Source organism: Heyndrickxia oleronia, assembly GCF_017809215.1.
In the GTDB taxonomy this organism is placed as follows: domain Bacteria; phylum Bacillota; class Bacilli; order Bacillales; family Bacillaceae_C; genus Heyndrickxia; species Heyndrickxia oleronia.
Genome location: NZ_CP065424.1, coordinates 3032329 through 3058276, shown reverse-complemented (window position 1 = coordinate 3058276; position 25948 = coordinate 3032329). Strand labels below are relative to the sequence as shown.

At 31.7% G+C, this 25948-nt stretch carries 27 protein-coding genes and 1 riboswitch; of the genes, 17 read left to right on the top strand and 10 right to left on the bottom strand.

What is annotated here, in order from left to right; genetic code table 11:
* Positions 1–145: 145 nt before the first annotated feature.
* From I5818_RS15330 to I5818_RS15310, 5 genes are all read left to right on the top strand, one after another.
* Positions 146–1720 (top strand): IS1182 family transposase, encoded by a 1575-nt coding sequence (locus I5818_RS15330; protein ID WP_209391782.1) that lies wholly within the window; start codon positions 146–148, stop codon positions 1718–1720.
* 801 nt (positions 1721–2521) lie between these two features.
* Positions 2522–3265 carry a glycoside hydrolase family 73 protein gene (locus tag I5818_RS15325; protein ID WP_169846948.1) on the top strand — a complete coding sequence of 248 codons (744 nt, stop codon included), beginning with the start codon at positions 2522–2524 and terminating at the stop codon, positions 3263–3265.
* 236 nt (positions 3266–3501) lie between these two features.
* On the top strand, positions 3502–3684 hold the full coding sequence (locus I5818_RS15320; RefSeq protein ID WP_078110864.1) for a hypothetical protein: 183 nt from the start codon (positions 3502–3504) through the stop codon (positions 3682–3684).
* A 74-nt stretch (positions 3685–3758) separates the two neighbouring features.
* Positions 3759–3932 (top strand): hypothetical protein, encoded by a 174-nt coding sequence (locus tag I5818_RS15315; RefSeq protein WP_169846949.1) that lies wholly within the window; start codon positions 3759–3761, stop codon positions 3930–3932.
* A gap of 334 nt (positions 3933–4266) precedes the next feature.
* On the top strand, positions 4267–4674 hold the full coding sequence (locus tag I5818_RS15310; RefSeq protein ID WP_169846950.1) for a GNAT family N-acetyltransferase: 408 nt from the start codon (positions 4267–4269) through the stop codon (positions 4672–4674).
* Positions 4675–4965: 291 nt separating this feature from the next.
* Here I5818_RS15310 and I5818_RS15305 read toward each other — a convergent pair whose 3' ends face one another.
* Together I5818_RS15305 and I5818_RS15300 are read right to left on the bottom strand one after the other, a co-directional pair.
* Positions 4966–5280, bottom strand: a complete 315-nt coding sequence (locus I5818_RS15305; RefSeq protein ID WP_058006553.1) for a DMT family transporter — start codon at positions 5278–5280, stop codon at positions 4966–4968.
* A complete protein-coding gene (locus I5818_RS15300) occupies positions 5280–5621 on the bottom strand; it encodes a DMT family transporter (protein ID WP_058006552.1) in 342 nt (113 codons plus the stop codon). The genes I5818_RS15305 and I5818_RS15300 overlap by 1 nt, the downstream gene beginning before the upstream one ends.
* Before the next feature lie 65 nt (positions 5622–5686).
* Positions 5687–5784: riboswitch (guanidine-I (ykkC/yxkD leader) on the bottom strand.
* 180 nt (positions 5785–5964) lie between these two features.
* On the opposite strand from I5818_RS15300, the gene I5818_RS15295 reads away from it, so the two are divergent.
* On the top strand, positions 5965–6822 hold the full coding sequence (locus I5818_RS15295; protein WP_373312607.1) for a YitT family protein: 858 nt from the start codon (positions 5965–5967) through the stop codon (positions 6820–6822).
* Positions 6823–6939: 117 nt separating this feature from the next.
* Here I5818_RS15295 and I5818_RS15290 read toward each other — a convergent pair whose 3' ends face one another.
* The 3 genes from I5818_RS15290 to sda form a co-directional block, all read right to left on the bottom strand.
* Positions 6940–7056, bottom strand: a complete 117-nt coding sequence (locus tag I5818_RS15290) for a YjcZ family sporulation protein (protein WP_071975455.1) — start codon at positions 7054–7056, stop codon at positions 6940–6942.
* A gap of 164 nt (positions 7057–7220) precedes the next feature.
* Complete coding sequence (locus I5818_RS15285) at positions 7221–7850, bottom strand: hypothetical protein (protein ID WP_058006550.1); 630 nt, start codon at positions 7848–7850, stop codon at positions 7221–7223.
* Positions 7851–8039: 189 nt separating this feature from the next.
* Entirely contained in the window at positions 8040–8174 is a 135-nt protein-coding gene (gene sda, locus I5818_RS15280; protein ID WP_079991171.1) for a sporulation histidine kinase inhibitor Sda, read from the bottom strand.
* A 282-nt stretch (positions 8175–8456) separates the two neighbouring features.
* Between sda and miaA the strand changes: the two genes are divergently transcribed.
* The 3 genes from miaA (at position 8457) to spoVK (ending at position 11046) form a co-directional block, all read left to right on the top strand.
* Entirely contained in the window at positions 8457–9452 is a 996-nt protein-coding gene (miaA, locus tag I5818_RS15275; protein ID WP_058006549.1) for a tRNA (adenosine(37)-N6)-dimethylallyltransferase MiaA, read from the top strand.
* A 29-nt stretch (positions 9453–9481) separates the two neighbouring features.
* Positions 9482–9709 (top strand): RNA chaperone Hfq, encoded by a 228-nt coding sequence (gene hfq / locus I5818_RS15270; RefSeq protein ID WP_058006548.1) that lies wholly within the window; start codon positions 9482–9484, stop codon positions 9707–9709.
* 395 nt (positions 9710–10104) lie between these two features.
* A complete protein-coding gene (spoVK, locus tag I5818_RS15265) occupies positions 10105–11046 on the top strand; it encodes a stage V sporulation protein K (RefSeq protein ID WP_058006547.1) in 942 nt (313 codons plus the stop codon).
* Positions 11047–11098: 52 nt separating this feature from the next.
* On the opposite strand, the gene I5818_RS15260 is transcribed toward spoVK, so the two are convergent.
* Positions 11099–11707 (bottom strand): trimeric intracellular cation channel family protein, encoded by a 609-nt coding sequence (locus tag I5818_RS15260; RefSeq protein ID WP_058006546.1) that lies wholly within the window; start codon positions 11705–11707, stop codon positions 11099–11101.
* Between the two features lie 291 nt (positions 11708–11998).
* Between I5818_RS15260 and I5818_RS15255 the strand changes: the two genes are divergently transcribed.
* The 6 genes from I5818_RS15255 (at position 11999) to I5818_RS15230 (ending at position 18731) form a co-directional block, all read left to right on the top strand.
* Positions 11999–13261 carry a methionine gamma-lyase family protein gene (locus I5818_RS15255; RefSeq protein WP_058006545.1) on the top strand — a complete coding sequence of 421 codons (1263 nt, stop codon included), beginning with the start codon at positions 11999–12001 and terminating at the stop codon, positions 13259–13261.
* 147 nt (positions 13262–13408) lie between these two features.
* A complete protein-coding gene (locus I5818_RS15250) occupies positions 13409–13801 on the top strand; it encodes a MerR family transcriptional regulator (protein WP_058006544.1) in 393 nt (130 codons plus the stop codon).
* A 92-nt stretch (positions 13802–13893) separates the two neighbouring features.
* On the top strand, positions 13894–15228 hold the full coding sequence (glnA, locus tag I5818_RS15245) for a type I glutamate--ammonia ligase (protein ID WP_058006543.1): 1335 nt from the start codon (positions 13894–13896) through the stop codon (positions 15226–15228).
* Between the two features lie 1401 nt (positions 15229–16629).
* Positions 16630–17073: a hypothetical protein gene (locus I5818_RS15240; RefSeq protein WP_209391781.1), complete on the top strand. Its 444-nt coding sequence runs from the start codon at positions 16630–16632 to the stop codon at positions 17071–17073.
* 514 nt (positions 17074–17587) lie between these two features.
* Positions 17588–17869, top strand: coding sequence for a hypothetical protein (locus I5818_RS15235; RefSeq protein WP_065107348.1), 282 nt, complete (start codon positions 17588–17590; stop codon positions 17867–17869).
* Positions 17870–18380: 511 nt separating this feature from the next.
* Positions 18381–18731: a hypothetical protein gene (locus I5818_RS15230; protein WP_235849850.1), complete on the top strand. Its 351-nt coding sequence runs from the start codon at positions 18381–18383 to the stop codon at positions 18729–18731.
* Positions 18732–19049: 318 nt separating this feature from the next.
* Here I5818_RS15230 and I5818_RS15225 read toward each other — a convergent pair whose 3' ends face one another.
* Complete coding sequence (locus I5818_RS15225; protein ID WP_058006542.1) at positions 19050–19331, bottom strand: hypothetical protein; 282 nt, start codon at positions 19329–19331, stop codon at positions 19050–19052.
* A gap of 301 nt (positions 19332–19632) precedes the next feature.
* Here I5818_RS15225 and I5818_RS15220 point away from each other — a divergent pair, with 301 nt between their 5' ends.
* The gene (locus I5818_RS15220) at positions 19633–19878 is read left to right on the top strand and encodes a hypothetical protein (protein WP_058006541.1); all 246 of its coding nucleotides are present in this window, start codon (positions 19633–19635) and stop codon (positions 19876–19878) included.
* A 543-nt stretch (positions 19879–20421) separates the two neighbouring features.
* Here the strand turns inward: I5818_RS15220 and I5818_RS15215 are convergent.
* The gene (locus I5818_RS15215; RefSeq protein WP_058006540.1) at positions 20422–20769 is read right to left on the bottom strand and encodes a hypothetical protein; all 348 of its coding nucleotides are present in this window, start codon (positions 20767–20769) and stop codon (positions 20422–20424) included.
* A 744-nt stretch (positions 20770–21513) separates the two neighbouring features.
* Between I5818_RS15215 and I5818_RS26460 the strand changes: the two genes are divergently transcribed.
* Positions 21514–21624 carry a transposase gene (locus tag I5818_RS26460; RefSeq protein ID WP_235849735.1) on the top strand — a complete coding sequence of 37 codons (111 nt, stop codon included), beginning with the start codon at positions 21514–21516 and terminating at the stop codon, positions 21622–21624.
* Positions 21625–22042: 418 nt separating this feature from the next.
* Here the strand turns inward: I5818_RS26460 and I5818_RS15205 are convergent, their stop codons facing one another.
* Both I5818_RS15205 and I5818_RS15200 read right to left on the bottom strand, forming a co-directional pair.
* Positions 22043–22477 (bottom strand): SRPBCC family protein, encoded by a 435-nt coding sequence (locus I5818_RS15205; protein ID WP_078110810.1) that lies wholly within the window; start codon positions 22475–22477, stop codon positions 22043–22045.
* 2710 nt (positions 22478–25187) lie between these two features.
* Positions 25188–25337, bottom strand: coding sequence for an aspartyl-phosphate phosphatase Spo0E family protein (locus I5818_RS15200; RefSeq protein WP_209391780.1), 150 nt, complete (start codon positions 25335–25337; stop codon positions 25188–25190).
* Positions 25338–25948: the final 611 nt, after the last annotated feature.

Here is a 25948-nt window from a genome sequence, read left to right as displayed (position 1 = left end):
AAACCCACCTCTGAGATGAAAAAGCCGGTGAAATTTTACGACAAGTAAAATTTCACCGGCTTTGATTATTTTTTTAACAAAAATAAGGACCACTTCTGATGAAATTAAGTCACCACAACAAAATTATACAGAAAGAAGGATCCTTATGTTTAAAAATTATACCATGAATCAATTAGTTTTGCCTTTAGATTTAGAAGTAAAATTACAAAAAAATGATATTGCCTTTCATATCCATCATCTAGTTGAAAGTATTCCTCATGAAGTTTTCGAACCATTTCTGCGAAATGAGGGCTATCCTGCTTATCATCCACGCATGATGCTTAAAATTATTTTATGTGCCTACACCCAATCTGTCTTTTCAGGGCGAAAAATTGAAGCCCTATTAAAAGACAGTATCCGGATGATGTGGCTATCACAAGGGTATGAACCAAGCTACCGTACAATCAATCGATTCCGTGTTCATTCAGATGTGAAAGAATTAATTCGCCAATGTTTCGTCCAATTTCGTTGCCAATTAATCGAAGAAAAACTAATCGATCAAGAAGCAATTTTTATTGATGGTACAAAGATTGAAGCAAATGCGAATAAATTTACGTTTGTCTGGAAGAAATCGATTGAGAAATATCATCACAGTTTAATTGAAAGGTCAAACCAGCTATATAACGAGCTACTTGAGAACGAAATTATACCTGAAATTGAACGGGAAGGTGATGAACAATTATCATTGAAAGAGCTCGCTCAATTGGTAGGAAAAGTGGACAATGTAGTAGCTGAGTATGATAAACAAATTGAGGAATCATCAGACGTTCCAGAACGAAAAGCTTTAAGAAGTGAACGCAAATACCCGAAACAAGTGCGTAAACAGTTGATTGATTTTGTCTTACGAAAACAAAAATATCAACGAGACTTTGAAATTTTAGGCACACGTAATAGCTATTCCAAAACAGATCTGGACGCGACATTTATGCGAATGAAAGATGATTATATGCAAAACGGACAATTGAAAGCTGGTTACAATGTACAAATCGCAACAGAAGGGCAATACACGCTTGCCTATAGTTTATTTTCAAACCCAACAGATACACGTACGTTAATCCCATTTCTTGATGAAATCGAGAACCATTATTTCGTGTTACCGAAACATATTGTCGCAGATGCAGGTTATGGTAGTGAACAAAACTATAATGATATCCTTTCGAACAGAAAACGAGAAGCACTGATTACGTATAATCTGTATTTGAAGGAGCAAAAGAAAAAGTACAAACAAAACCCATTGAATCCCGACAACTGGCAGTATTGTGAAGAAACAGATACATATATATGCCCTAACCAGAAACGTCTTGAATTTCAATATCATTCTGTCCGTACTGATCGTACGGGATTCCAACGAAGGTTCAAGATCTACGAGTGTGAGGACTGTTCGGGATGTCCATTCCGTTCATCATGTACAAAAGCGAAAGAAGGCAACAATCGAAAACTAATGGTGAATGAACAATGGGAACAACAAAAAGTATATGTGAGAGCGAAGCTTTCAGAAGAGAAAACGAGCTCCATCTATCGAAAACGCAAAATCGATGTGGAACCAGTTTTTGGATTCTTGAAGGCTAATTTACGTTTCACTCGATTTTCTGTACGAGGAAAATCGAAGGTAGAAAATGAAATGGGACTCGCATTAATGGCCGTGAATTTAAGAAAATTCACGGCCAAACAACTACGGTAATAGAAGAATTAACACACAAAAATAGGAAAAGTTGAATTTGAGTTCGCTCAAATTCAACTTTTTCACTATTTGAAGCTAGTTATGTCCCAGCCTCTTGTTTATTCTGTGATTGATAATATGTTATACAAGGTTTTTCAAGAAACGATTGAAAACAGTATATGATTATGGCAAAAGACATTGATGCAATAAGATGATGTACTCGAGTGAATTTAACGTATTTTATGAATTTTATTTTTTCTAAAAAGTTTAATATAGGGTATGCATAAATTAAATTTTGAATGAAATTGGTCACAATAAATAACCAAAATTTCCCGAAAGTTAATCTAAAAATCCACAATGTACCTACAGCAAAAGGACCTAAAATAACACTTAATATGTTATAAATTCTAGTTTTTGAATCACCTTTGACCTTCCAAGATTTAAAATGGGTTCCTATAAAAACTGTGGTCATGACTAATAATGCTGACATTGTAGAAGCTGGAAGGTATCTTTTAACTGTTTTTTTTGGAATGAAAAAAATCGTTAACCATGACAAAAGGAATCCAAACCGAACCAGGGAAACAATCATACTAAACTTACTCTCCTTTCCTGTTTAAATTTAGGTTTAACTGTCGCAAAGGATATATACAAAGTGGAATATGTTTACTATTGGCATAAAAACCAACTTATAAAAAGCTAGTGCATATAATTTCATGATAAAGACTAGCCCACCGTTTTTTTATTTATTCAATTAATTGCTCATTGAATAAGCCTTTGCAATATTGCAATTCAATGCATCTACTAATAAAAAGGAGGTGGATTATGAGCTTTATAAATGAAATCACTCCATATGCTCAACGTATTCAAAATGATTATGGTATTTTAGCATCATTGATCATTGCTCAAGCCATTCTTGAATCAAACTGGGGACGAAGTACGTTAGCAGTAAAAGGTAAGAATATCTTTGGGATAAAGGGTGAATACAAAGGGCAATCAATCATACTAGAAACCACTGAGTATGTGAATGGTAAGCCTGTAAAAGTTGATAAAGCATTTAGAAAATATCCTACATGGTTTGAATCTATGGTCGATTTAGCGAACTTATATAATACTGGTGACAGTCGTGGTCGGTATAAGAAAATAATTGGAGAAACGGATTATAAAAAGGCTGCTCAAGAAGTCAAAAATAGCGGCTATGCCACAGATCCTAATTATGCAAATAAAATTATCGAGATTATTGAATCAAATGAATTGACCAAATATGATTCCACAGAACTTAGTTCTATTCGTGTTGATTCAAAAAATTTAAATAAGGAGGTGCCGATAGTGACTGTTCGAGATATTAACAAAGTAAGCACATGGGCAGAAAAAGATTGGAAAGAAGCAACCTCCAATGGCTATTACGATGGCACACGTCCTGGTGCAAACTTGACACGGGAAGAAAGTGCAATTGTTGTCAATCGATTGAGAAACAACTTTTTAAAATTAATAGCCGAAAACAAAGAAGATATACAACGCCTCGAAACAAAGTTGCAAGAGATAGAAAAACAAAACCACCTCGCATAATACTTAAAAAGCCTAAGCAATCTTATGAAAGATTGTTAAGGCTTTTTTTGTAATAAATTTAATGAAATGATGGCATTGTTAAATTACTTGTTATTTGAATGATACATATTATGGAAAAAATTTTGAGTATGAACAAGACAAGTGGTGGTTGGATATGATGAATATAAGATCATCCAAAAAGTTAATCAATAGTTAGTTGAATAAATTGGAGAGAAAATAATGAGAGGAGAAAAGCTATGCTAGAACTCATTATTTATTTATTGCTTGGAACGATCACAATGATGCTTGTAACGAAAAAGACCTTGTGGTTTAGTGTAATTCTCATATTAATATGGCCCTTTTATCTTCTTTATAAGCTAGTAGAATACACAGATGGAATAAAGGAAAGAAATCGAAGAAATAAGGATGAAAATAAGTAATAGTGGAGAATGTTCTTGATAAAATGAAACACACTAATAATATGGAATGATATTAGTTTTGAAAGGATGATTACATGGGAAAATGGAATGAAGAAGCAGCGCCCAATAATAATTTAAATACGGTGGAAATGAAATCTAGAAAACACTCTAATCCAGAACAAAACAACACTCATGAGTTTTCGGAGGAACTGTCTGACGGAGGTGAAAGAAATCAGGCTATCGAACAACTTCAAAAGAGGTATAAATAATAAGGAAGTAGCTAATCTGAAAAATAAATGATCAGTGATTATATGTTTTAAAAATAAGAACAATACCTTATCTTTCATATTACACATCTTTGTAGTACATCACTTTTATTTTAGTGGTGTACTTTTTTATTTAGCAGCCCATTTTTCTAGTTCGACTAACAGGTAGTTTAGCTAAAAAGGATATGCTGTCTAATATATGGTATATTTATTAACAAAATGTATACAGTGGGAGAGATTAAATGGTAAGGTTTAAAAAATAGATAAGAACGAAAATTTATTAGAAACTATTGATATTCTTTATAAACAAGTATGGAATCATTCAATTAAGGAACGCTTGATAAAACACTCAAATTACAAGTGGTTTAGGGTCTATGTAATTAATTCAGTTGAAGGAGATATTATTGGATTCTCTTATGGATATACGTCATCATCTGGACAATATTATCATGACTTAATTTCAAACGAGCTTAGTCAAATTGAGTATGATAGATGGCTAGTAGATTGTTTTGAATTTGTTGAATTAGCAGTTCATCCATTACATAGAAATCAAGGTTACGGAAAGTTACTTATTAATGAGTTATTAAGGGAAGTAAAGAATAAAACGGTTGTCCTTACAACTCAATCAAACAACGAAATAGCACGTAATTTGTATCAAGATTTGGGATGGGGTGTTATTAAAGAATCTTTCAGACCAGAAAACAATGATCATACATATTCAATTTTGGGTAAGGTCTTAATTTAGAAGATTGATTCTTTCTATTTTAAAGCAAAATGTGTGAAATGTTGTACATAATTAAACAGGTCCATTACTTTTTCTTGTGGTGGTATATGTGAACTAATGTAGTACAAAAAAAGGATAGGTTAATATATATTCTCCTATCCTTCTTCTCTTCCTCATTATATTTCGTAACATTTTATATTTTAAGTATTATATAAAAGGTATTAATAAAATATTTGCCTTTTTGGTTGGATATCTGACCTTGTAAGCTTCGTTGAATCGGCTATTAGGTAAAACTGTAATCAACTTTTTGCATCATGAGATTAATTTAAGTCCTACTGCGGCAGCAACAACAAGGGCAATACAGGAAATTCGTTTCCAATCGCTCTGTTCACCATAGAAAATCATCCCTAAAATTGCTCCACCTGAAGCACCAATTCCTGTCCAAATTGCATAAGCAGTACCCATAGGTAAACTTTCCATAGCTAAAGCCAAAAATAAAAAACTACCTCCGAAACCTAGAAAGAGTAAAAGAAAGGATAGCAGATTTCGATCTTTATGAAGTTTATTGATGAACATGACACCCAACATTTCACCAATTCCTGCCAATATTAAGTAAATCCATGCCATTATTCTTCGCCTCCTTTTACGTCTTTTTCATTTGACAAGATTTTTAGACCAATGACACCAATCAATAATATGATAATTAGGATTAATTTTACTAACTTAAAAGATTCATTAAAAAATAATATTTCTGAGATAACAGTACCTGCAGTTCCAAGACCTACAAACACTGCATAGGCAGTGCCAACTGGCAGTTTTTTACCAGCCATTATTAATAAATAAAAACTGATGATAATGGCAATGATTGTACCTGTCCATGTTAGAAAAGTATTTGCATGTTTCAATCCAATCACCCATATCACCTCAAAAAAAGCTCCAATGAATATAGAACCCCATTGTCTGTTCATCCTTTCATGCACCTCCAAAAGAAAAAAATTAGAAAACAAAAAAAGCCTAGGGGAATAATTAATTATTCTCCCAGGCTTTTATCCTTCCGTGACGCAAAAAACTTCTTGCGGGTTTTCTCTCGGACCAGTCCGTTTAATACGCGGAACCCTAGAAAACCTATTTACTATATAATTGTATGAACTATTATACTTCATTTTGAATGTAAGGGAAATAGTTAAATAAAAAAATAATAATTTATACTAGGTTATCTTTTTTATAAATTTAATATTTTTGTTATAATTAGACTATATATAAGATGGAGGAGAGAAATGAATGACCTATCAGCAAGAACAGTCAAGAACCATGCATAAACCTATGTCTAAGCTAAAAGTCATCCAAAGGGCAATTGCTATATCAATCGGTGCAATCCTAATGGCTGTTGGTTTAGAAATTTTCTTAGTCCCGAATAGTGTTATTGATGGAGGAATAACCGGGATATCAATTATGCTCTCGCATATTACTACTTTACCTCTTGGAATTTTTATCTTCGTTTTAAATCTACCATTCTTCTTTATTGGTCGAAAACAAATTGGTAAAACCTTTGCAATTTCTACCCTTTTTGGAATTATCGTACTATCTATTTTCACAGCTTTATTTCACCCAGTACCGGCATTTACTGAAAATATCTTTTTAGCTACTATTTTTGGTGGAATTGTTATAGGAGCAGGAGTTGGGATCGTTATTCGATATGGTGGTGCGTTAGATGGAACCGAAATACTAGCTATTCTCTTTAATAAGAAGCTTCCGTTTTCTGTTGGTGAAATTATTATGATTATTAATGTGTTTATTCTAGGAGTAGCAGGCTTTGTCTTTTCATGGGATCGTTCAATGTACTCAATTATTGCCTATGTTATTGCTACAAAAACGATCGATACGGTTGTTAAAGGATTTGATGAGTCAAAATCAATCTGGATTATAACTGATAAACACAAGGAGGTAGGAGACGCTATTCTTGCCCGTTTAGGAAGAGGGGTCACTTATTTAAAAGGTGAAGGCGCTTATACTGAAGATGAAAAAAAAGTGATTTTTTGTATTATTAACCGACTTGAAGAAGCAAAACTGACGGCTATTTTAGAGGAAATAGATGATAAAGCGTTCCTAGCGGTAGGGGATATTGCAGAGGTTCGTGGTGGTAATTTCAAGAAAAAAAATATTCACTAAAGAAAAATGCACCAGTTTATAGACTGGTGCGTTTTTCTTTATTAATTAATGAAGAAGTGATGTTGATCTACCCTCAACGGTTAATCTACATTGTTGAATCATCTTTTTAATTAGAGATTAGTAACCTCCATAACCTCCACCAATATAAGCAGAACCTACAATGATTAACAGGATAAACAATACAACAATCAATGCAAATCCAGCAGCAAAGCCTCCACCTGAGTAACCTGACATCTTTTCATTCACCTCCATCCAAAAGCTTAATATATACTATGGAATGAGCATGTGTTTTGAATGGACAGTTGGTTGAATGATAAAAAAATGATTGAATTGTCACAGTAAGAATGAGTTGCCCATTAGGAGATTTATCACATTAAAAGACATCCTTAATTAAATGATTATTTTTTATTTTTGATGGCTTTAAAAATGCCATGTTGGATATTCTTAACCTCATGAAACACTGCTTTTGGATCTAATTTAGCTGATTCCGTGATTTCTTTCATGCTTTTTCCACTTTTCTTATCTTGGATAATTTTAGAAATATCCATATTTCCTTTTTTTGATATAGCAGCTGCAAAAATTAAAAAATGTAGATCGACATCTTCTTTTAAATATTGTTCTATAGTAGCAGTAGATTTACCAGTGTATGTTGCTAAATAATTGATAATTTGTGCCTTGTTTTTTTCATAAAATTCTTTATGCTTTTTTAAATGTTCTTTTTTTATTTTCTCAAGGTCAACACCAAATTGCTTAGCTGTTTCCTTCCATGATTGCTTCTCTCTATAAACTTTAAGAATTTTTTCTACATTCTTTTCATTGGAGTGCTTGGAGATAAAATATGCTCTAAAAACTTCATGTCTTGTATAACCTTTTTTTATTAAATCATTTATTTCTTGATCACTCATATGTAGATGTTTATGCTTTTCATCTAATTGTGGATGAGGGTGAGCATAGACATTTAATGTGTGAAAGGAATTAAATAATAATGAAATACTTAAAACACAAACGCTAAAAAAATATTTTTTCATTGAAGTACCTCCTCTGTGTAAATATGTACGGAGGTTATTATATCCATTTATTAAGAAAAAAATGGGACAAATAAAAAATTATAAGGAAATTTTTTAATACATTATAAAACACATGATTAAAGGATTTTCTTGAGAGGTCTTAAGTTTAATACTGTAGAATGATAAAGGTAAATTTCTAGGAAGAAAAAATCATTTGATAACAAGTTGTCTTTTTTCAACTTCTTCTTGTAATAATTCGATGAATTCCTTAGGTAGTTCTAACTTCATTGCCTTTTCATAGGTTAAAATGAGAATTTCATTAGAGAGTGTTAAGTACCGTTGCATTATAAATCTCCTTTCGATAGTGATTATTCAAAATTTAGTATCTAAAAGGGTCTCAATCAAATATGAAAGATGAAGAAATAATCCAAACAACAAATAAAATTATAAAAAATTTAATATGATAAATCAACATCATTTTACATAAAATAATAAAAAGTGAGAAAATACTGTCTTTATTTTTACTTATTATGAGAATTAAATGATTTATATTTGTTAAAATTCCTACAAATTATTTAAAAAAATTGTATATGAATAAAAAAAATAGGGAAGAATGTATAACTGTTTATGGTACGATTAAGATATCTTAGAAATGAGGCTGTGAAGATTTTGTCAGATAAAAAAAAATTAATCGTACTAATTGGTCCAACCGCAGTTGGAAAAACAGAATTAAGTATTCGTTTAGCAAAGGAATTTAATGGAGAAATTATTAGTGGGGACTCCATGCAAATATATAAAGGAATGGATATAGGAACAGCAAAAATAAAAGATGAAGAAATGGATGGTATTTCACATCATTTAATTGATATTAAGGAACCGGATGAACCTTTTTCTGTTGCTGAATTTCAAGACATTGTGAGAAAAACCATTGATGAAATCCATGAGAGAAATAGAGTTCCTATGATTGTTGGTGGGACAGGGCTATACATACAATCGGTAATATATGATTATCAATTTAGTGAGGCTCCTAGTAATGAATCGATCCGCCAAAAGTATGAGAAATTGGCTCTAACAAAAGGTAATTTATATGTTTACCAAATGTTAAAAGAAATTGATCCTGAAAGTGCGAGTAATATTCATCCGAATAATATACGGAGAGTCATTAGAGCTCTTGAAATATTTGAATGCACAGGTAAAACTGCAACCGAATACCATAAACAACAAGTTCCCAATCTGTTATATGATGTAGCATTAATTGGACTAACGATGGAAAGAGAACAACTGTATAACCGTATCAATCGAAGAGTAGATATGATGATTGATCAAGGACTAATAGAAGAAGTGAAAAACTTATATGATCACCATATTAGAAATGTTCAGTCCATCCAAGCCATTGGCTATAAGGAATTATATGAGTATTTTGATGGTAATGTTTCCTTAGAAGAAGCAATTGAAACTTTAAAACAAAATTCAAGAAGATATGCAAAACGCCAATTAACTTGGTTTAGAAATAAATTGAATGTCACATGGTTTGATATGACGAATGAAATGGATAGACACAAAAAAAATATAGAAATATCTAAATTTGTGGCAGGAAAGCTTCAATTAAAATCGAATTACTAATTATAGAGATAGAAGAGGAGGACTATTTTATGAAACAAGCAGTGAATATTCAAGACCAATTTCTTAATCAATTAAGGAAAGATGGAACGTCAGTAACGGTATTTCTTTTAAACGGTTTTCAGCTTCGTGGACAAATCAAAGGTTTTGATAATTTTACCGTGTTATTCGAGTCAGAAGGAAAACAACAGCTTGTATTTAAACATGCGATTTCAACCTTCTCGCCACAAAAGAATGTGCAAATCAATTTTGAAGAATAATTAATTGTATAGATGAAATTTCTGTAAGTAAACAGTTAAACCAATAATTTTGGTTTAGCTGTTTTTTATTTATCCAACTAATTTCATGAAATATAGAGATACCTAATGATTATTATCTGTACAAAGGTATGTTTGGCCAAACGAAGGAATAGAATAAAATGAGGTGATTTTACTTGAAAAAGGAAAAAATCGAAAGAAGAATTAGTAATAATTAATATACATGAAGATTTTAATAAAAGCATACTAGAAAAATAACTCACATATTCAGGTAAATAATCACATATCGTAATTCATAGGATAATTGATTGGTAGTAATGTAGCGCTTGAATCTAGGCGTATGTCACACATTTTTACCTCGTCGCGTATACTGTTTTTTAGATTGTGAGGTGAACGCTTTGGATCAACCAATACGTATGAAAAACAATGGCCAAATAAGTATTGTGCTTAATGCACAACCGAGAGATGCCTCTAATACTAATCTACAAAAGGAAGTTGTTCCAAAGACGATTTCAACAGAGCACGAGGCACTAAGGGAAATTGAGAATGAACTCAGTGCTCTTGTAGGTATGGAAGAAATGAAAAAAATGATTAAAGAAGTTTATGCTTGGATCTATATTAATAAAAAGCGGGAAATGGCAGGGCTGAAAGCGGGAAAACAAGCATTGCATATGATGTTTAAGGGAAACCCTGGGACAGGTAAAACAACGGTTGCTCGATTAATAGGGAAACTGTTCTTAAAAATGAATGTTCTATCAAAAGGGCATTTAATTGAGGCGGAAAGAGCAGATTTAGTAGGTGAATATATTGGTCATACTGCTCAAAAAACACGTGATTTAGTGAAAAAGGCAATTGGCGGTATATTATTTATTGATGAAGCTTATTCACTCGGTCGAGGAGGAGAAAAAGACTTCGGTAAAGAGGCCATTGATACACTTGTTAAACATATGGAGGATCGGCAGCATGAGTTTATATTAATATTAGCTGGTTACTCTAGAGAAATGGATTATTTTCTTAGTTTAAATCCAGGCTTGCATTCTCGCTTTCCGCTAGTTTTCCATTTTCCTGATTATAATGTAGAACAATTGATGGAAATAGGAAAAAGAATGTTAAATGAAAAGGAATACTTACTAAGTCATGAAGCAGAAAAAAAGCTTAAGGATCATTTAGCCTATGTAAAAACGATGAATCCAACAAGTTTTTCGAATGGTAGGTATGTAAGGAATATAATTGAGAAATCAATCCGTTCTCAAGCAATGAGATTATTAACCAATAATATTTATGATCGACATGATTTATTAACCATTAGGAGTAATGATTTGTTTTTTCCTGAAAACTAGAATAGGATGAAAACAATAAAAGAGGATAACTAGTAGTTTTTACTTCTACTAGTTATCCTCTTTTAATGATACTTTTGTTCGGGAGTCTCCATTTATATGAATAAGAAAGAACTCTTAAAATCGTGGTAAAAATAAATAATAAATAAAGTTCAATGGGTTGTTTTGCAATGCCTAATCCAATAGCGGCCCCGCAAAGAATAGCCCATACAGCATAAATCTCTGATTGAAGGACTAATGGTTTTCTCCTTGCGAGAACATCTCGAATGATTCCACCGCCGCTACCTGTTAACACAGCTGCAACGATAATAGCACTCATCGGATGTCCCATATTTTTTGCATAGATTGCTCCTTGGATAGCAAACGCTGAGAGACCTATTGCATCAAAGAAGTTTCCCCATCTTTGCCAATGTCGTAAAAGATTATGAGGAAATAAGAATATTAAGGTTATCGATAGTAAAGCAATTTGAAAAAGTACCCCTTGTTCCCAAAGTGCTGATACAGGAACACCGATGAGCAGGTTTCGAATAGCACCTCCACCAAATGCAGTAACGATTCCTAATATATAGATTCCTAGAATATCATATTCCTCCTCCATAGCAACGATGGCTCCGGATATTGCGAAGGCAATAGTACCAAAAATACTTAATATTTCCCAAGTCATTAACTCACCCCAATATTATGTTCATCTCTAAGCTGATAATAGATCATTAGAAATATAATTTTAACGAATATAAAGGAAATAAATGATTACCAAAATTGATTTTATCATGAGACACACTTATTACAAACGAAAATTTTGAAAATAGGTTAATTATGCATCAGTTTAACGATTTGTTATAATAGTAACGGATTAAAGTTAGATATATTCCTAATTCGTAAATGGGCGAATAATTTATGATACAATTTGAACGTTCAAATGAAAAAATAGATTAGCAATAAAAGGAGATTTCAAGTGTTTCAGTATTTAAAGAATGAATCAAAACTAAAGCAAGTCGTAGAAAATGTAGAACAACAAATAAAACCGATACATGAAAAGATTGATCAGCGAATTGAAGAAAATCAATTTAGAGTGTTACAAAGTTATCAAAAACATCGAGTAAGCGATTCGCATTTTATCCCTTCAACAGGCTATGGATATGATGATATTGGGAGAGATACGCTTGAGAAAATTTATGCAGATGTTTTTGGAGGAGAAGCTGGACTTGTAAGGCCACAAATCATATCTGGCACACATGCTATATCGATAGCATTATTTGGTGTATTGAGACCTGGAGACGAATTGTTATATATAACAGGTAAACCATATGATACATTAGAAGAAATTGTGGGAATTCGTGGTAGTGGAATTGGCTCCTTAAAAGAATTTAATATTGACTATAATGCCGTACTCCTTAACTCTGAAGGAAAGGTGGATTTTGCTGCAGTTAAAAATGCGATTAAGCCGAATACAAAAATGATTGGTATTCAGCGTTCAAAAGGATATGCGAATCGTCCTTCCTTTACAATAAATGAAATAAAAGAAATGATTTCTTTTGTTAAAGCGATAAAAGAAGACTTAGTTGTCTTCGTTGATAATTGTTACGGTGAATTTGTTGAAGATATAGAGCCGTGTCATGTTGGTGCAGACTTAATGGCCGGCTCATTAATTAAAAATCCTGGTGGTGGGATTGTTAAAACCGGAGGCTATATTGTTGGGAAAAAGCAATGGGTAGAAGCTTGTTCTTATCGAATGACTTCGCCTGGTATTGGAGCAGAAGCAGGCGCATCCCTCTATAGTTTACAAGAAATGTATCAAGGTTTCTTTTTAGCCCCTCATGTTGTTGGGCAAGCATTAAAGGGTGCTGTGTTTACATCAGCTATCCTTGAACATTTTATGATGAATACGGATCCGAAATGGGATGCCAATAGAACAGACCTTATTCAATCTGTACAATTTGATGATCCCGATAAAATGATTGAATTTTGTCAGGCTATCCAATTTTCCTCACCGATTAATTCATATGTGACTCCGTATCCAAGTTATATGCCAGGCTATGAGGATGATGTGATTATGGCTGCAGGAACATTTATTCAGGGAGCAAGTATCGAATTATCAGCAGATGGTCCTATCCGTCCACCTTATACAGCATATGTACAAGGAGGATTAACTTATTCTCATGTGAAGATAGCAGTTTGTTCTGCATTAGATCGGTTAATTTCAAAAGGATTAATATAGTCCATGATGGGAACGTGTGAAAATGTTATTTCGCACGTTTTTTTTGTATCAAAAAAATCATGTAAGAAAATCTAACATTTAATTGACAACTAAGATTACATCATAATATAATGACAATATAAATTAAATAGAAAGGCGGAGATTTGAATGAGTAATAATCATCTACGACGTTCAATGCCTATTTTACCAATTGGTACTGTCATGCAATTAACTGATTTAACAGCCCGTCAAATTAGATATTATGAAGAACATGAGCTCATTCATCCTGTCAGATCTGAAGGAAATCGACGTCTATATTCACTAAATGATGTGGATCAGTTATTGGAGATCAAAGATCTTTTGGATCAAGGTATCAACATGGCAGGTATAAAGAAAATTTTAGTAATGAAGCATGAAGAAGTACAAAAAGAAGTAAGTATGGCAAAAGAAGAAGTAACAAATGAAGAAATTAGAAAGATTTTAAGGGAAGAACTTTTACAAGCTGGAAGATTTCAACGTCCATCAATGAGACAAAATGAAAGACCAAGATTTTTTCACTAAGGTTTAATCTAATAAAGGATGCGTTGTAGCAAAGTATTATTAGAGAGAACCTTCAGTTATAAAACACTTCAAACCTCAGGGAGGAATTATCCATGTCAAAGTTTACTCGTAGTGATATTGAAAAGATTGCCGAAGAACAAAACGTCAAATTTATCCGACTGCAATTTACTGATATTTTAGGAACGATTAAGAATGTCGAAATTCCAATAAGCCAACTTGGGAAGGCTTTAGATAATAAAATGATGTTTGATGGTTCATCCATTGAAGGTTTTGTGCGTATTGAAGAATCAGATATGTATTTATATCCAGACTTAGACACGTGGGTAGTGTTCCCTTGGACTGCAGAAAAAGGAAAAGTTGCGCGCTTAATCTGTGATATTTATAATGCAGATGGTACACCATTTGCTGGTGATCCACGTAATAACCTAAAACGTATTTTAAAGGAAATGGAAGAGCTTGGCTTCACAGATTTCAATCTTGGGCCAGAACCAGAGTTTTTCTTATTTAAATTAGATGAGAAAGGCGAACCTTCATTAGAATTAAATGATAATGGTGGTTATTTTGATTTAGCTCCTACAGACTTAGGTGAAAATTGCCGCAGAGACATTGTATTAGAGCTTGAAGAGATGGGATTCGAAGTTGAAGCATCACATCACGAAGTTGCTCCTGGTCAGCATGAGATTGATTTTAAATATGCCCACGCATTAAAAGCATGTGATGATATTCAAACCTTTAAACTTGTTGTAAAAACTATTGCGCGTAAGCATGGACTTCATGCCACATTTATGCCAAAACCTTTATTTGGTGTAAGCGGATCTGGTATGCACTGTAATCTATCTTTATTTAAAAATGGCGAAAACGCATTTGTAGATCCAAGTGGTGATCTTGAATTAAGCGAAACTGCTTATCAATTTATCGCTGGAGTAATCAAACATGCGACGAACTTCACAGCAGTTACAAACCCAACAGTAAATTCGTATAAACGACTTGTACCTGGTTATGAAGCACCTTGCTATGTTGCTTGGTCTGCAAGAAATCGAAGCCCACTGGTACGTATTCCGGCTTCACGTGGCTTAAGTACTCGTATTGAAGTGCGTAGTGTAGACCCTGCTGCAAACCCATACCTTGCTATGGCCGTATTATTAAAATCCGGATTAGATGGGATTAAAAATAAATTAAAGGCACCTGCACCTGTTGATCGAAATATTTATGTTATGAATAAACAAGAACGTGAAGAAGCAGGCATTATTGATTTGCCAGGAACGTTAAAGCAAGCATTAGATAACTTAGTATCCGATGAAGTAATGACTAGTGCTTTAGGTGAGCACATCCTTGAACATTTCTTAGAGGCTAAAGAGATTGAATGGGATATGTTCAGAACAACTGTTCATCCATGGGAACGCGAGCAATATATGCAAATGTATTAATAGAGAAACCCCTTGATACCATTGGTGTTAAGGGGTTTTTGTTTCGGGCATTTTTTTTATATTGCTATTATAAATTTTTAATATCACCCGAAAATTGCCCGATTTTAAAATAAATAAATCAGTCAAATACAATTTTTCATAAACTCCTCGTATTTGGTCATTTATTTGTTTCGATTTTCTTGATTATGTGCGAAACATGATTCATATCATTTGTATATTATAGAAATCTTATTAAAGTTATATGGATCGACTAAAAGGTAGAGTAAAATGAAGGGATTACAAGGGGATATATGAACAAAAGAATTATTACATTTCCAAATTATTAAAATGAGAAAACAGACTAAATTAGTCTGTTTACAAAAAAGTACTCCAAATAGCTTTAAAAAAGATTCCTAATCCACCTAAGAATACACCTAGACAAGCTAAGCTCAATGGGGATCCCCATTTAATTTCTGGCATAGATTTTACCTCATTTTCTAATAGTTTTTTTGTTGTAGGTTCTAGGAAATTATACCATAATTTTCATAATAGGGAAGTGGGTTGTAAAAGAATTATTACATTTACTAGTTTGGTAGTGAGCCAATGGAAAGCAACTAAACTTATGTAGAAAAGTTGATGGGATTTTCACAGGATTGGACGAAAATTGATTAACGCCATTAGGCAATGCAGTAGTAAAAGAAATAAATGATATGGAAACAAAATGAAAGATCAGTTTATATTGATGATATTGCGGGAGTTAGAAGTAATGTTATAGGTTATAAGACAAGATTAATTGGTATTGATAATGTCGAAGAGCAACAATAGGTAAAAATTTTTGTAAGTGCATGGATAGAGCTATTAAAAGATTACCTAAAATGGAACTTTTTTGATTGAATAGCGTTATATGGTTGAGGATAGTGAATATATTATAGATTATAAAGTGTATTAAATTAAATTTTTTAGCCTTTTATTCGTACAGTAACCTATGACAAAATAAGAAGAAATTAGCTTTAAATTTAAATATTGCAATATTAAAGTTTAATAGTTAGTTAGTATTAGTTTTAAATAAACATTAAGAAAGCTCGAGTAATTAGGCTTTCTTTGTGGCCTTAATCGTATATTCTAGGGAAGCAATTAGATCAATAGCAAAATTCACAAATTCCACAAATAAAGTAAATAATTATGATAATACTGTAGGGCACTTGAACATTTTAATCAATTTCTAGGTAATACAAAAGTAAAATCAAGTGGTACAATAACAAAAACATCTAAAGGGTATCAATGTTTCTTTTTTATCAAAGTACTTTTACAAAAAAGTGGTCTCTTCGTTATCCAAATGGATCAATGACTGACAAAATAAGATATTATTTAATAAAATTTTAGTAGACTAATTTTATCTACATTAGGAAAGTAGTTGATTGAATGGATCAAAGAAAATTACATGTATGGCAACCAGTAAACAATTTAGAAAAAGGAAATATAACTGAAGCTAACTTTAATTTTTCTGATGAAAAGGGATTGTGTATAAGATTAATTGATATTAAAGGTAATTCAGTAGACATCATTTACGATAAAATTTCTAATATACAGGATTATGTATGGTCATTTCGCTATGCTGGGGAGATTCCAAGAAGTGACTTAACTCCAGCTGTAAAGGAAGCATACAAACGAGCGTCAAATATAGATAAAACTGCTGCTTGCTTTTATAAGATGACTAATTCAGACTTCATAGAATGGTTTGATCAATTCGGATGGTTGGGGAGTAATGAAATTCCAAATGTAGAACATCATTTATATATATATAATGATGGTGTTTTTGAAGTTATTAGTGATTATGAACCAAAGTTTGTTATTAATAATAAATAATAGTTTTATGAAAACCACTAATACAGTGGTTTTTTATTTGTTATACTATCCAAATTCATATGTTTGAATAATGAAAACCATAGAAAAAACTTAACAAAAAATGGTGCAGATATAGGAAACAGTTTCTTTAACAGGAATATATTTAATAACAACCCAAAATTAATATGAGGTGGTTTTACAATGGATAAAAGAGTTCAATTCGACTTTGACATTGAGTTTACAAATGGCAGTGGTTTAAAGGGACAGGATTTACGTTATTGATCCCAAATAGTATAAAGGATATGGAAGGTAAATGATGAACTGGATTGAATGAATACCTTGTTAAGGGTTACAAGAACAAACTTTAAAAACTTATTATATATATAACTGTCAAACAAAAAATAACCCACTTTATTGACAACTTTTTAAGTCGCATTACACACATCCAATTGTGTAGTAATTGTTTATATTAAGTTTCAAAAAATTGGATATTATGATAAAATATTTGTATATTCTGATATTAGGGGGAATAAATATGAAGGCAAAAGAGATGGTATTATCCATTCTTTTAAATCTTTTCTTAGGTTACCTATGGATATTATTCAGTGACCATATTGTAAGCAAAGTAAATTTGATGAATAACACTTTCATCATCGGTGGATTGATTTTATTAATTGGAACCTTATTATTTTTAGAAATTGCCCAACGAATTACGTCATTTAACAACTACAAATTTACTCACCCTGTTAAATTAGTGGGTTATGCATCTTTTGGGTTAATTGTAGTCTTTCATTTACTCGTGTTTAATATAATTTAAACAGTTAATACAAGAAAAATTATTTACTTATATTAATGTTTGTTTCGTATGCAAAAATACCCTTATCTTTACGAGTGGGGCATATTTTTTTATCTTATAAGATATTTTTCCGTTTTATATAACATCTGAACTTGTTCAGTAAAAATTACACTTCCTTCAAATTGACCTTTGCATTCCAACCTCTTGCTACCATGTTCTCTTTTAGATTTATTAAATATCATTTTAATTAATATCGATGTTTATAATCAAAGCATACACACTAGTATATTTAAACTACATAGTTGTCGCCCTTAAATCATTTTCGCCTTTTCCATTATTATTTGATTATGTTTCCAATATTTTTTTACATTGGAATTACTAATGGGACAATGAGTCGATGATAATCTACATTATGATATAGAAAGTAGCTGATTGCGTGAATTTACGAAAACTACATGTATGGTAACCAGTAAACAATTTAGAAAAAGGAAATATAACTGAAGCTAACTTTAATTTTTCTGATGAAAAGGGATTGTGTATAAGATTAATTGATATTAAAGGTAATTCAGTAGACATCATTTACGATAAAATTTCTAATATACAGGATTATGTATGGTCATTTCTCTATGCAGGGGAGATTCCAAGAAGTGACTTAACTCCAGCTGTAAAGGAAGCATACAAACGAGCGTCAAATATAGATAAAACTGCTGCTTGCTTTTATAAGATGACTAATTCAGACTTCATAGAATGGTTTGATCAATTACAATGGTTGGGAAGTAATGATATTCCAAATGTAGAACATCATGTTTATATTTATAATAAAGGTGTATTTGAGGTTATTAGTGATTATGAACCAAAATTTATTATAAAAAATATGGTATAGAATTAGATGAACAAAGGAAAGCAATTAAAAGCTAACTTACCTAGGTTTATCATTGTAAATTTGATTTGATTAACCCTTACACCTTCTCATTTATCTTAGAGTGATGAATCGTAACGCTTATAAAGTTAGGAAGCAATATGTTGAAAAGAAATATATCAATCTAATGAGGAGATGTAACCATGGGTTGATTTTTAAGACATCTGTCTTTGTAACAGGACATATATTAGTTGGAAACTTGCTTGTCTCAAACAGAGTAAGTAAAAAAACAGTACCACTTGGGTACTGTGTCTAGAATGCGTAAAACAATTGAAGTAGTGTTTAACCGATACAAGATACTTGAACTGCTTGTCCGGCACGTAAGTTAAATGTTGCAACCCGAAAGTCGAATCTGTTTCCGCATCCAATTCTAATAGTAATAGGGCCAGACTGACAAGTAATATCTATAAATTGTCCTCTTTGCAATAAAACTGGAAAGGTGATAAGTGGGAATGCACCACAGACGAAGGTGAAAACTTGGTTATTCATAATCTGCATTCTAGTATTTTTAGTAAGGTTCTTATTCATGTCATCCAGATTAAATACCCTTTGATTATTATCCATGATTAGCTCCTTTCTTCTAAGATTACAATATTAAATGCTTGTTTTAGAAATTTTGTTCGGGCATGTACGTTTTTAATTTTTCTTTGATTAAGATGAAAGGATCAATGATTTATTAAGTAGGTTCTTTAAGCAAAGAAGAATTGTTTTAACTCTCACGATAATAATGGTAAATGATGACCATCCTCCGACATCAAATATATGGGGTGAACAAATCAACTTAATGGAGATAAAAAATGTTTTGTTTGTGTAGAGGGATTTTCCTCCTTTTGTCGAATTAATTTTGGAAAAGGAGGTTGCAGACATGTATGATTCCTGCTATACATCTGATAAAACAGAAGCATTTCTTTTTGCAAAACTAATTAGCAAATTACGTTATATTGAAAATGTTAAAGTGGATGCTACAAAAAAAACAGAATATTATGTTGGTTTTAAAATTACTACTGATTCTCCAGAAGTATATAAGGAAATTGCTAACCTTGTTAGAGAAAATAATTTATTGAGCATTAACTTTTATGGTGAAGATTGGATTCAAGCATTTAATACATAATTGATGAAAAAAGCAATGAGGCTTTTTTATATAAAAATCGGCAAGAATCAGTAAAGCCTTGAACCAATCAAGGCTTTTTTCGTATTTTGATCATGCATGAAATATTTGACAAATACGGATTAATCACTTAATTGACTGTAGTAAAATTAAAATAGTCATGGCCATTCTTAAATCATTTGTTGGAAATTAATTTATAAGGATTAAATAACGATTTAAAATAATGGATTGATTACAAAAAAAGTATTGGCTCCGCCTTCGCTAAATTCCATAGTAGTTGCTACCCTCACTAATGAAAATTTTAACTAATAATTATTAACGAGATTTATAATAACCTTAATCATTCTATTAAAGTTTTTATTAAGTAAATATAAATCCTTTTTTAGGAACTCGTGTAGTTGGTACATATACAACCTTTTATATGTTAATAATGTTATTGGAAAATTACAGTCCTTCATTATTCGATTTAATTATTTTGTTTCTAAAAAAGAATAACTATTTCATTATTAAAAAAAGAATCCTTTAAAGGATTCTTTTATGTTTTTATTATGATAGTTTCCAAGCAGGAATTAATGAGTGAAATTTAAAAAAGAAACTCATGATAATGTGGATGATGGTGTAAATAACTAGTGTTGTCAAATAAGTAAACAACCAATCCAATGGAGGTACATTTAAAAATACAAATAGTAATAGCATACCGATAGGAAAAGGCATAAATATAATTAACCACATTGGTGATTTCATTTTCTCGGTAATAGCACCTACTAATACTACCGTAGTACCTATAATTAGAGCTTTCCAAATCGATAAACCATAACTATGTAAGACGCTTGCAATGAAGTAAGATAAAGCCGTAAGTAAGATGGCTATAAGGAATTGAATGAAATATTTCATAAATATCACAACCTTTTTGTAGAGTAAATTTATAAAGTATTCTACTATTCTATTAAAATAAAGTGTGTAATATTGTGTGAATTTTATTGTTCATTCTAAAGATGGTAATTATCTTATGAGCTACTTCGATATATCTAGTATTAATAGAATATAAAGTAAAGACGAGAGGATATAAATATTGACACTTATAATTAATGTAGATGGGTGTTAGATAAAATAATAAGATTGGACAAAAGTCCTTTACAACAGAGCAGTGCCTCTGACGGTAATCTAACAAGACAACAAGAAGTATTGCTGAAGTATCAGCACAGACTAAAATATAGCTGCACTCTTTTGGAACAGGTATTTCCCGAGTATACAGGAGTTTTTGGAAGCTTATATTCAAAGGTCTCGTTGCTTACATTATTAGCTTTTCCCAATTCAGAAGCAGTGTTAAAAGTGAGAGAAAAAGAAATAACAAATAATAGCATCGCTATGTATGAGTCGTTCAGATAAATGGGTAAACGAAAAGGCAAAAAATTAAGGGAAGCAGCCCTTCGCAACCCTATTAAAAAATATGTACCAAAATAATATTTATAATCTTGAGTTATTAGTCAAGATTGTTTTTCAATACCGAGAGCACCTATCTAAAATTGGAGATGAAATAGATGCCCATGCTAAAGAAATTGAAGAATACCATATACTCCAGTCAATCCCTGGAATCGGGAGGGGGGAATCGCCGCCACGATTATTTCCGAGATAGGAGTGATAGTTCGGTTCAATGATGCCAAAAAGCTCGTTGGATTCGCTGGAGTAGATCCAAGTGTGTATTCTTCCGGTAAGTTTACTGCATCAGTAAATCGAATTACCAAATGAGGCTCTTGTAGGCTTCGTCATCCTCTTTATATGGCTGTTCAAAGTGGTATTCTTGATTCTCGTAAGAAGAAAACGACAGATGAGATCATATGTAATAAAAGATTTAGAGAGTATTATGATATGAAACATGAAGAAGGAAAACCATTTAGAGTCGCAGTTATTGCATGTGTTAATAACTATCTTACACTGGATTTACGCCTTACTAAAAAGCAAAACTATTTTCAAGTTATATCTTAAAAACTATATCTAACTAATTACAACAAAACCTTCCAAATATAGAGGAAGGTTATTTGTCATGAACATTTTTAGTATATCATAACATTATTAATCTTTTTATTAAAAAATATTGACAAACAATTAGCTGGTTTAGTTGAAAAAATCGTTCATTTTTATATTTATTACTTTCACCCTAAATTTTCTAAAAAGTTCTTTCTTGGTAAGGTGTGCCTTTTCCAAGCTCACAGTACTGCTTCAAGCTCAGCAAAAACATTGCCCAGTTGTAATTGCAATACTTGTAACATGACGTAACTGCCTTCCACTGGGCATGGCTAAAATCAACCTTTGTGGTGCCGTTAGATTCAGTTAATTCAAATGTGATTGTAGTCCCGATCCATTCCGGATCGGCATCAGCGTAAACGCATTCCCAGCTGACTCGCTTGTCTGCAACAAGCTCAATAACTTTCATTTTGGCTGTATCATTAGGGCCAAAGCGAAACTCATTCACCTTTCCAACGACTGCTTCCACTTTCAGATCCTTTGTCCATACTTCAGACAAGCCTTCTTTCGTTGTCAATGCTAAGTATACCAGATGGGCTGGTGTGTTTATTTTTTGCAATTGTTCAATACTTGCCATGCGATTCAACTCCTCTTTTATGTTAAAATCTTACAAAATAATTAAAACTATACATTAGGTAGAATTGTAACATATTTTAAAAGGCATGATTTATTCTATATTGCTATTAAGGCGATTCCATTAATCACCTATGTGTGCTTAATCGATAATATACTGAAGTTACAACGTTCAAATATATCATGATCTTGTCCGAGATTTTAAGAGGTACTTTGTCTTATTTAACTAAAGTCCACATTGTTTAAGTATGATCCTTCACAAACTCTTCTCCACCTTAATATAATTCCAATCACTATAAGGTAGTTCCAAAAAACAGTATAATACAATTAGACACCTTCTTATTCAAGAAAAGCACCCCCTACTAAGGAAAGACCTTCTCAATCAAAGCCATTTAGATGAATAGTTTCACTATAAATAATAAAGAATATCTAAAAAAGGGGGAGAAGAAATGATTCCTAATCTAATTCGAATAGTTATATTAATCATTTCATGGATTTCTGTTATATTTATGCCCAAAAGTTCATTTCGCAAATATTTGCCTGTTTCCATTTTTTGTTCATTACTTGTTATATGCGGATGCTTTTTTTCCTATAGGTATAAATGGTGGAGAGTTAAAGGAGGAATTGCAGAGCTTATTTTTCATGATTTAAGTTTTATTTTTGGCCCATTTTTTGCCGGTACAATATGGATATTTCATTTATCATTTGGAAAATTTAAACGTTATATCCTTTTGAATTTAATTTCTAATTTTAGTTTTTCCTACCCACTTACTTATCTTTTTGAAAAGTTTAACGTTTATAAATTAGTTAATTTCAAACGGATACACCTTTTTATATATTATTATATTTTTGCTTTTATCATTTATGGGTATCAGCTGCTAATAGAGCGTTCTAGAAAATGTTCTCAAGTGAGAGGGGATTAATGTTATTTAACCCGATATAAATTTTCGTTCTTATATAACTTTTGTACATCAGTAGTAATATCAATTGATCCCTCATATATAACATTATCAATTTCAACCTCTTATTACCGTGTTCCCTTTTGAATTGTTTAATGTATATATCCCAGCGTATTTAGAAGCGTCTTCAGCACCATTGAAAGGTGGTGTGGAGAATTGTCCATCCTTTTGGTGGTACTTATCTTCAATTGATGATGAAACAATTAGGAGGTATTTGCATCAGTTATCAAATTTCCTTCATGTTGTTAGAGGGCAACATATGTATGGACTTCACATCTGATTTTATATGAATTATCCCACGTTTCTATCGTTTGTTTTCTCATTGTTGTTGTAAAAAAATAAAGAATTGGTTGTCAATGTTATATTGTTCCACATATCAGCATACTTTTCTATTGTCTTTCATAGAACGATTATTATCTATTTCGACTAAATGTAAATATCCTTTTCGGGTAAATACTGCATCACTAATAACCTTCTTTTTGCTGGTGAAGGTTAACCTTTTAATGTGTATTCCGAATTGATATTCAGGCTCATTTTTAGATTCAATTACATATTCTCTACTCCAATCCAACGGACAACTAAAATAAATTCAGGCTTGTTTAGTCAAAAGTATGTGATCAAATAGACTAGAATTTTTTATCACCTTTTCAGATCCGACGGAAATCTCGTGCAAAATAAATTTAAAACTTTTTCAAAAACCTTTTTTTGCTTTTGGATTCTCCAAAAATAAAAAAATCCGTAAATCCTTGATAGTACTAAGCTTACGGGTGTTCATTCTTATTCCTACTGATATAATAGATGCCTCTGACGGGATTCGAACCCGCACTCCTTTCGTAAGCATAGGCTAAGGGCAACACGCTTCCCTACGGAATTTCACCGGCAGGAATTTCACCTGCCTTAGCTAATTTGCTTTTCGGTGCTTCTGAAACCTTTGCCTTGCGACCCGGTGGTAACAATTGTTTTCCGGCGCTCTTCCCTTCTATAGCTACAGAGGCATTTAAGGAATTATATGTCAAAAAATAGTAAATATCAATATAAAATATCTTAAAATCAGATTTTAGTTATAAACACCTAGACCTAATCAATGAAGTTACATTTTATTTGTTTATTAATTACACCCCTAGTCAATAAGCTCTACAATCTTTCTTCCTAAAAAAACTAATAATTCATATCCGATGTATTTATTATTGAGGCTCTTAATTGTTGCTAATTAAGGAAAGTTACAACTAACAACTATCAATTGAAGACCTCTACATCTTTTATTTCACTTTATGACCCAATAAAGTTTGCTCAAAGTATACGTCACGAAAAGTTATAAAATATTAAATTCGTTTTTTATTTAAAATGCATGTTTTAGTTGGCATAGTAGTATAAAACGCTTCTGTGTTTGGATATTAAGATAGATGGATTAGCTAAAGCGTTTAATTAAAAAATATATAGGACAAGAATTAAGGGTTAAATAACATGTGGGTACCTAATTAACATAAAATAATGCTTGGAAGCTGGTGTATCATAAGGAGAAAAAGAGGAAAATTGAAATAAATTATGTAAACAACCCAAACAAAAAACAACTGAAACTAATAATTTATTTTGAGGAGTATTCTTCAGGTAAACTTCGGATGGTGTTGGGTAATTTGATTGTCGGACAAAATACTTCGCCCCATCAATGAAATTTTAAGCCCATCTCTTTAGAGGTGGGCTTAAAATTAGTTAGTTATCTTTATTTTTAATATTTGCTTACATCTCGTTTTGTAATCATGATTTATCTTGTTTTAATTCTATATTCAATAATTGATCTAACTCTTGACTAAGTTTTATAGAATAAGAATCATTTAGACCATACTGGATCGCATATTCAATTAATTTACTACGAAGTTTTTCAATTTCATGTAATAATGATGACAATTTACCTCACCTTTAAGTATTTTGAATTAGAGATAATTATTCCATATGTTTACCTTTTTGTCTACTAAATGGATTAAATATATGCAACACAGATGCATCATAGTAATGAACTACTTATGCTTACATGAGGTAAATCTAATGTCTAATAACAATTAGTTGGAGTTCTTTTGGGAGTTGAATTCGTATTTTTCTTAACAAAGGTTGAATATATGGTTACTCTAATGTTTCATCATCTAGAGATTAGAATATGACAACTTATTTTATTCATATTTTAATAAAAAGTCAGTGGGATGTGATACATATGTTTACAACAAATAAAGTCGTTTTTTGTTCAATTAAAGGATCGACAATTAAAAGGTATATTCTTATAGATATGTTAATCGGATCAGGGGTATATTACATAATATATTTCATTTCTTCCAGCTTCTTATTGGGTATGACAGGGAGTTACATAGGAACAGAAGCAATGAAAGGAATTCACAAATTAATTCTTTCAATGAGGGGCAGGTCACACTAATTATGATTTTGTAAATAATTCACAAATGTATTTTTACGTAAAAAAGTTGTCCTACATAAATAATTTTGTTTGAACAAATACTATGAATAGTTTT